The sequence below is a fragment of the Pseudoalteromonas sp. S554 genome (assembly GCF_005930865.1).
GTDB classification, from domain to species: Bacteria; Pseudomonadota; Gammaproteobacteria; order Enterobacterales; family Alteromonadaceae; genus Pseudoalteromonas; species Pseudoalteromonas marina.
Window position 1 is genome coordinate 1 of record NZ_PNDV01000139.1, and the last position, 6163, is coordinate 6163.

Sequence of the window (6163 nt, forward strand, 5' to 3'; positions counted from 1 at the left end):
AGCATGGCTTGAAAAGCTCCCAGATTAATTTTTATATACCAACAAAAAAGGAGCGCATGCGCTCCTTTTTTGTTAGCTGAAATTAACTACTTCTTACATCCACTTTAAGCTTTAATTTTTGCCCCGGTTGCAAGTACTTTTGACCTGCTAAATTATTCCATTTGATAATTTCGCTTACCGTTAAATTAAACTTAGACGCAATACGCGCAAGTGAATCGCCTCTTCGTACTTTGTACGTAATCGTGCGATTAGTGCTTTTTGGTACGCTGGTGGTTTTATTTTGTGATTTATACACTGTGAGCTTTTGGTTTAAGCGTAGCACAGCGCTTTTTTTAAGTTTATTCCACTTTGCCAATTCATCCATAGTCACATCGTATTCGCGGCTGATATCCCATAAGGTATCGCCACTTTTTACGGTATGCGAAAGCTTAGTGCGTGATGTTTTATTTGCAGCCATACGCATTTGCTTTGGTAAGTGCTCGCTATTTATTGCACCATCGGTTAACGGGACTAGTAGCTCTTGTCCAATGCGTATCGTATTTGAATCAAGCTTGTTCAAAGATCTAATTGCGCTGGTGCTAGTGGTAAACTTTTTAGCAATTACAGATAAGCTGTCGCCGCTTTTTACCACGTATCGTTGCCAGCGAAGCCTATTTTTAATATCAGTATTGGCAAGCTTTTCAGAAAATTGCTGCGCTTTATCAATAGGTAATAGCAAAGAGTGGGGGCCATTTGGATCTGTAGCCCAACGGTTAAACCCAGGGTTTAATCTGTAAAGCTCTGTTAATGTCATGTCGGCCATTTCGGCGGCAAGTGCTAGGTCTATTTGTGAGCCTACATCAACTACTTCTACTACTTGGGCGTTGATAATGGGTTTCCACTTTACATTAAATTCATCCGAACGTTTTAATAAGTCAGCTAGTGCCAGTAGCTTTGGTACGTAAGCCGTGGTTTCTCTTGGTAAATCTAATGACCAAAAATCGGTGGGCAAATGTTTTTTACGATTTTTTTTAATTGCGCGCATCAGGCGCCCTTCACCGGAGTTATAGGCGGCTATGGCATTGAGCCAATCACCTTCAAGTGTTTTGTGAAGATAAGATAAGTAATCTAGCGCTGCACGGGTTGATTGCACAATATCTCGGCGGCCGTCGTACCACCAGTTTTGTTTTAAATCAAAGCGCTCACCCGTTTGTGGCATAAATTGCCAAATACCCGAGGCGGTTCTGTGAGAGTAGCCAAAGGGATCAAAAGCGCTTTCTACAATAGGAAGGAGCGCAATTTCGATTGGCATCTCGCGTTTTTCCACTTCTTCAACAATAAAGTGAAGGTAAGGCTCTGCACGCTTTGAAATACGGTCTAAATAACGTTGATGCTTCGCATAATAATTTCGCTCGGTCACAACAGGGCGGTTTTGAGGAACATTAATCGACAATTGGTAACGAATACGCTCCCATACATCGTCAAATACCGGCGCATCTTGTTCATCGCTATCTAGTTGTTGATATTGCGCATTTACCATTAATGCATTGTTAATATCATTTGGGCTTGCACCTTCAAGCTTATTATTAGCTTGATTTGCGACCTGAGGGTCAGATTCTAAGGTAGTCAATGTTTGACAACCACTTAGCGCAAGCGCCAAGGTTAGTATAAGAGGAGATTTATTCATAAATACCAATACATCGGGTAAAAAACTCGGCAAATGTTACCTTTAATAAACTAACATTACCACTTTATGACAATTACAGCAGTTAGTAGAAAGTGTTCATGTATTTCAAGTTAATGATTTAAAATAATAAACTTATATGCGCTAAAAATTATCTTTGAACTTTCTCAGAGCAGCAAAGTTATGCCAAGGTTCATTGTTTTTTGTAACCGAGATAAATTCTTTAGGTACTTCCTCTATGATGGTTGGAATGTCGCTGCGCATAAACGGGTTTATTTTAAGCTCTTGGCTTATAGTGGTTGGCAGTGAAATTTTATCTTCTTTCCTTAACTCATCTACCAGCTCACTGTGTGCAAGTAACGATGGATTACGAGGCTCAACAGCTTTAGCAAAAGTTAAATTAGCTTGTGTATATTCGTGGGTGCAAAACACTTTACACCCTGCTGGTAGCGTTTTTAATTTGTTTAGAGAATGCCACATTTGTTCACTCGTACCTTCAAATAAACGTCCACAGCCACCACTGAATAATGTATCACCAGTAAATGCCATGTTGTCATTCACAAAACAAATGTGATCAAGTGTATGCCCTGGAGTTGTGAGCACTTTAAAGTTGATGCCTAAAACATCAATACTATCGCTATCAACCAGTGGATGCGTCACTCCTTTAAAGGGGCTATTTTTAGGCCCATAAACCTGTATTGTTAGGTCATCTTTTACTAGCTGCGCAACGCCATCGGTATGATCGTAATGATGATGGGTAATTAAAATGCCACCCAGTGTTAAGTTTTCTGCTGCGAGATGAGCTAGCACAGGCTCAGCCTGACCAGGATCAACGACCCATGCTTCAGCGTTGCCTTCAGTGGTTAAACACCAAATGTAATTATCTGAAAAGGCTTTAATCGCTTTGACTTGCACCATGTTAAATTGCTCTATAAAGTGACATTTAACGCATAGTATAACGAGCTCATAAAATGAAACCAGCCCTTAGTTTTCAAGAAGGACCCAAACCACTGTCGTGGCAGCAGTTCCCTCACGGGGATTACTTGCAAGCTGATATTGAACGTAAAATGCAATATTGGCTACCACGCATGTTTGGTTACCATATGCTCAAGTTAGGTAATTTAAGCGGTGAGTTAAATACAAGTTTAAGTACTATCAAGCACCAGGTGTGTGTCGCTGAGCCCGGACCATATACAGGGGTAGTGGCAGATATAGATGAATTACCTTTTTACGAGCATAGTGTTGACGCGTGTATTTTGAGCCATTGTTTAGAGTACCACTCTGACCCACATCACATTTTACGCGAAGCTCATCGAACACTCATACCTGGCGGCTACGTTTTAATTACTGGGTTTAATCCGCTGAGCTTGTGTGGGTTGGCTCAAATGTTGCCGTTTAGCGGGCAAAAATTACCGTGGACAGGACGATTTTTTACTCCAGCAAGGGTAAAGGATTGGCTGAATTTATTGGGTTTTGAAATTGTAAGTGACGAGCGGTTTATTTACTCATCACTTGCTAGGGGAAACAGGTTATCACGGTTTGAATTTTGGCGAGCATTTGCCAAGCAGTATTTAAAACCTATGGGTAGTGTTTATATGCTGGTGGCTCGAAAACGCGTTGCGCCCCTTACACCCATAAAGCCTAAGTGGCACGCACGGCCACAATTTGTACCCGTAAAAGGGGCGGGGCTTAGGCAAACTTCAAAGCAGCATTACAAAACGTGCGACCAAAAAAGTGATAACCATTAGTATCAAGTAAATTAAGGCTGGTAGCCCACATCTTCGAGTAAATCTGTGCTGCCAGCTGCATCACGAGCTAAATCGTCGACAATTTCGTTGTACTTATGGCCGCTATGACCTTTAACCCACTTCCAATTTACTGTGTGTTTGCTGCAAGCTGCATCTAGGCGTTTCCATAAGTCCACATTTTTAACTGGCTTTTTAGCTGACGTTATCCAGCCGCGTTTTTTCCAGTTTGAAATCCATGACTCGATACCTTGTTTTACGTATTGACTATCGGTAGTAAGGTTTACAACACAAGCACGGTTAAGTGATTCAAGTGCCACTATAGCCGCAAGCATTTCCATGCGATTGTTTGTAGTGAGCTTATAGCCTTGGCTTAATTTTTTTTCATGGGCGTCATAAATCATAAAAATACCATAACCACCGGGGCCTGGATTACCTAAACATGAGCCATCGGTGTAAATCTCTACGGTTTTTTGCACTGTTTTACCTTGATCTTATGTACAATAAAGTGATTATAGGAAGATACCAGAGTCAGGCTTAATTCGATATGGCACGCAGACAAATAGTTTTAGATACAGAAACAACCGGCATCGACCCTAAACAAGGGCACAGAATTATAGAGATTGGTTGTGTAGAGTTAGTAAATCGTCGTTTAACGGGTAATAACTTTCATGTTTATATTAATCCGCAACGTAGCATAGAAGAAGAAGCGATTGACGTTCACGGTATTACCAATGAGTTTTTACGCGACAAACCGCTTTACCGCGATATTGCACAAGAGTTTTTTGATTATATAAAAGGTGCTGAACTTGTAATTCATAATGCCCCGTTCGATGTGGGCCACATGGATAATGAATTTGCATTGCTTAATCAAGGTTTTCCAAATACGCATGATTACTGTCAAGTTCTCGACACGCTTAAAATGGCGCGTGACTTGCATCCAGGACAAAAGAATAACCTTGATGCGTTATGCCGACGTTACGACATAGATAACGCTAAACGTACCTTGCACGGGGCGTTACTGGATTCTGAAATTTTAGCTGATGTTTATCTTGCCATGACAGGCGGACAAACAAAGTTAAACTTAAATCAAAATAAAGATGATGGTAGTGAGCAACAGCAAGGCGGCATAAGACGTTTAAACAGTGAAAGAGCGCCATTGGTAGTATTACGCGCTACAGATGAAGAGCAAAGCGCACACGAAGCCAGATTGGATCTTGTAAATAAAGAAGGCGGCCAATGCCTATGGCGCGCTGAATAAGGCCTTATAATGAGAATAATGTATTTTGTAACCGTGTTATGTGCACTCAGTTTGTTATCAGGTAACGCATATAGCGCAGAGCAAGTTGAAGTTTTAAAACGGGATGGCCTACAAAATGAAATCCCCTTACTCGACAACCGCTTTCGAATTGACAGCCAAATAGACGAAATCACATTACTCTTTTTCAGAAAACCAGGGACACCTGCCGTTATTTTAGTTAGGCCTGATGGTAGTAAGTATTTTGCCACCAACGCCGTTAGGGATACTAATATTGAATGGTTTGACGAACTTAGCTATGACCTTGTCACCATAAAAAAACCAATGCCAGGTCCTTGGCAAGTTATAGGGAGTATTTTACCAGATAGCAGAATTGTTGTATTGGGTGAAATATCACTACAGGCAGAGCCATTACCTCCCATGCTTTTTAGAGGCGAAACGATAAAAGTAACTGGCCAAATTTTAAATGATGGTGAACCGATTAACGCTAATCTATTTAGAGATGTGGTTAGTCTTAATGTTGACTTTGTAAGTACGAATAACGATAGCTTTGCAAACTTTGGCGCAGGTACACAAGAAGTCGCCGAATTTAAAGACGACGGGCGTGGATTTGATGAACGTCCAAAAGACGGTGTATTTACCGGTGAGTTTAAACTTGTGTTCCCTGAAGGTGAGTGGACCCCAGAACTTTACATTTCTACTCCTTTACTGCAACGCAGAATCGTGCAAGACACCATTATTGTTCACGAACCCCCCTTTGGCTTTAATATCGCGCTTGCAGATGAAAATATTGATGAACATAAATTAACGATCACAACAGACAACAAAATAGTTAAACCAGAAACCGTTATTTTTCAGGGTAAGATTTATTACCCTAACAACGAAGAGCAAATGTTTACTATAAACGCTGCGCCAGGTGAGACAAGAGAATTAATAATTAAAAACTATGACTGGGGGCGCTACAGTGTCGAACTGTCTGTATTTGGTACTAATAACAACGGCCGTGAATTTATGGCCACTTTACCAACCTATAAATTTGAAATAGCCCGGCCAATAGAAGCAGTACCAGAAGTTGACCCTGCAACAATAGTTGAAGCCGAGCAAGCCACCCCCATTGAGCCGGAAGAAGAAAAAATGGCCACATCCACCATTGTGGGCTTAATAATCGGCGGTAATATTTTAATTATACTGCTTGGCTGGTTAGCTATTCGAATATTTGTGCAAAAAAAACCGATTAAAATTAAACTATCGTTACCTTTTTTAAATAAAAAGAAACACGCGAATCAAGATGCGGACGACACAGAAAAAAATCAAGTAGACAAAAATGGTTCAAAAAATGACAAATCAGGTGAAATTTTAAACCTTTCGATGTCAGATGACTAAAAAACCTGTAAAAAAACAAAAAAGCCCTTGACGAAATAGGGGCTGGTTCGTATTATTCACGCCGCTGTCAGGGAGACCTAAACAGCAACGAAAATGCGGAGTGGTAGTTCAGTT

Annotated in this window: 6 protein-coding genes; 3 read left to right on the forward strand and 3 right to left on the reverse strand. The window is 40.8% G+C overall.

All coding sequences use genetic code 11. The features are described 5' to 3' along the window. Positions 1 to 82: 82 nt before the first annotated feature. Positions 83 to 1666, reverse strand: coding sequence for a lytic transglycosylase (locus tag CWB65_RS19190; protein WP_138741262.1), 1584 nt, complete (start codon positions 1664 to 1666; stop codon positions 83 to 85). A 141-nt stretch (positions 1667 to 1807) separates the two neighbouring features. Continuing rightward, positions 1808 to 2581 (reverse strand): hydroxyacylglutathione hydrolase, encoded by a 774-nt coding sequence (gene gloB, locus CWB65_RS19195; RefSeq protein WP_138741263.1) that lies wholly within the window; start codon positions 2579 to 2581, stop codon positions 1808 to 1810. Positions 2582 to 2634: 53 nt separating this feature from the next. On the opposite strand from gloB, the gene CWB65_RS19200 reads away from it, so the two are divergent. Then, positions 2635 to 3411, forward strand: coding sequence for a class I SAM-dependent methyltransferase (locus tag CWB65_RS19200; protein ID WP_006794052.1), 777 nt, complete (start codon positions 2635 to 2637; stop codon positions 3409 to 3411). A gap of 11 nt (positions 3412 to 3422) precedes the next feature. Here the strand turns inward: CWB65_RS19200 and rnhA are convergent, their stop codons facing one another. Next, positions 3423 to 3887 carry a ribonuclease HI gene (gene rnhA, locus CWB65_RS19205; protein WP_006794051.1) on the reverse strand — a complete coding sequence of 155 codons (465 nt, stop codon included), beginning with the start codon at positions 3885 to 3887 and terminating at the stop codon, positions 3423 to 3425. Positions 3888 to 3955: 68 nt separating this feature from the next. Here rnhA and dnaQ point away from each other — a divergent pair, with 68 nt between their 5' ends. Next, positions 3956 to 4669 carry a DNA polymerase III subunit epsilon gene (gene dnaQ / locus CWB65_RS19210; RefSeq protein ID WP_006794050.1) on the forward strand — a complete coding sequence of 238 codons (714 nt, stop codon included), beginning with the start codon at positions 3956 to 3958 and terminating at the stop codon, positions 4667 to 4669. A gap of 9 nt (positions 4670 to 4678) precedes the next feature. Next, positions 4679 to 6049, forward strand: a complete 1371-nt coding sequence (locus CWB65_RS19215; protein ID WP_138741264.1) for a TIGR03503 family protein — start codon at positions 4679 to 4681, stop codon at positions 6047 to 6049. Positions 6050 to 6163 lie beyond the last annotated feature (114 nt).

What these genes read in the sequence shown, in the direction of transcription:
- CWB65_RS19190 (WP_138741262.1), bottom strand. Translation starts at nt 1,666, where the DNA reads ATGAATAAATCTCCTCTTATACTAACCTTGGCGCTTGCGCTAAGTGGT.
- dnaQ (WP_006794050.1), top strand. Translation starts at nt 3,956, where the DNA reads ATGGCACGCAGACAAATAGTTTTAGATACAGAAACAACCGGCATCGAC.
- CWB65_RS19215 (WP_138741264.1), top strand. Translation starts at nt 4,679, where the DNA reads ATGAGAATAATGTATTTTGTAACCGTGTTATGTGCACTCAGTTTGTTA.
- CWB65_RS19200 (WP_006794052.1), top strand. Translation starts at nt 2,635, where the DNA reads ATGAAACCAGCCCTTAGTTTTCAAGAAGGACCCAAACCACTGTCGTGG.
- gloB (WP_138741263.1), bottom strand. Translation starts at nt 2,581, where the DNA reads ATGGTGCAAGTCAAAGCGATTAAAGCCTTTTCAGATAATTACATTTGG.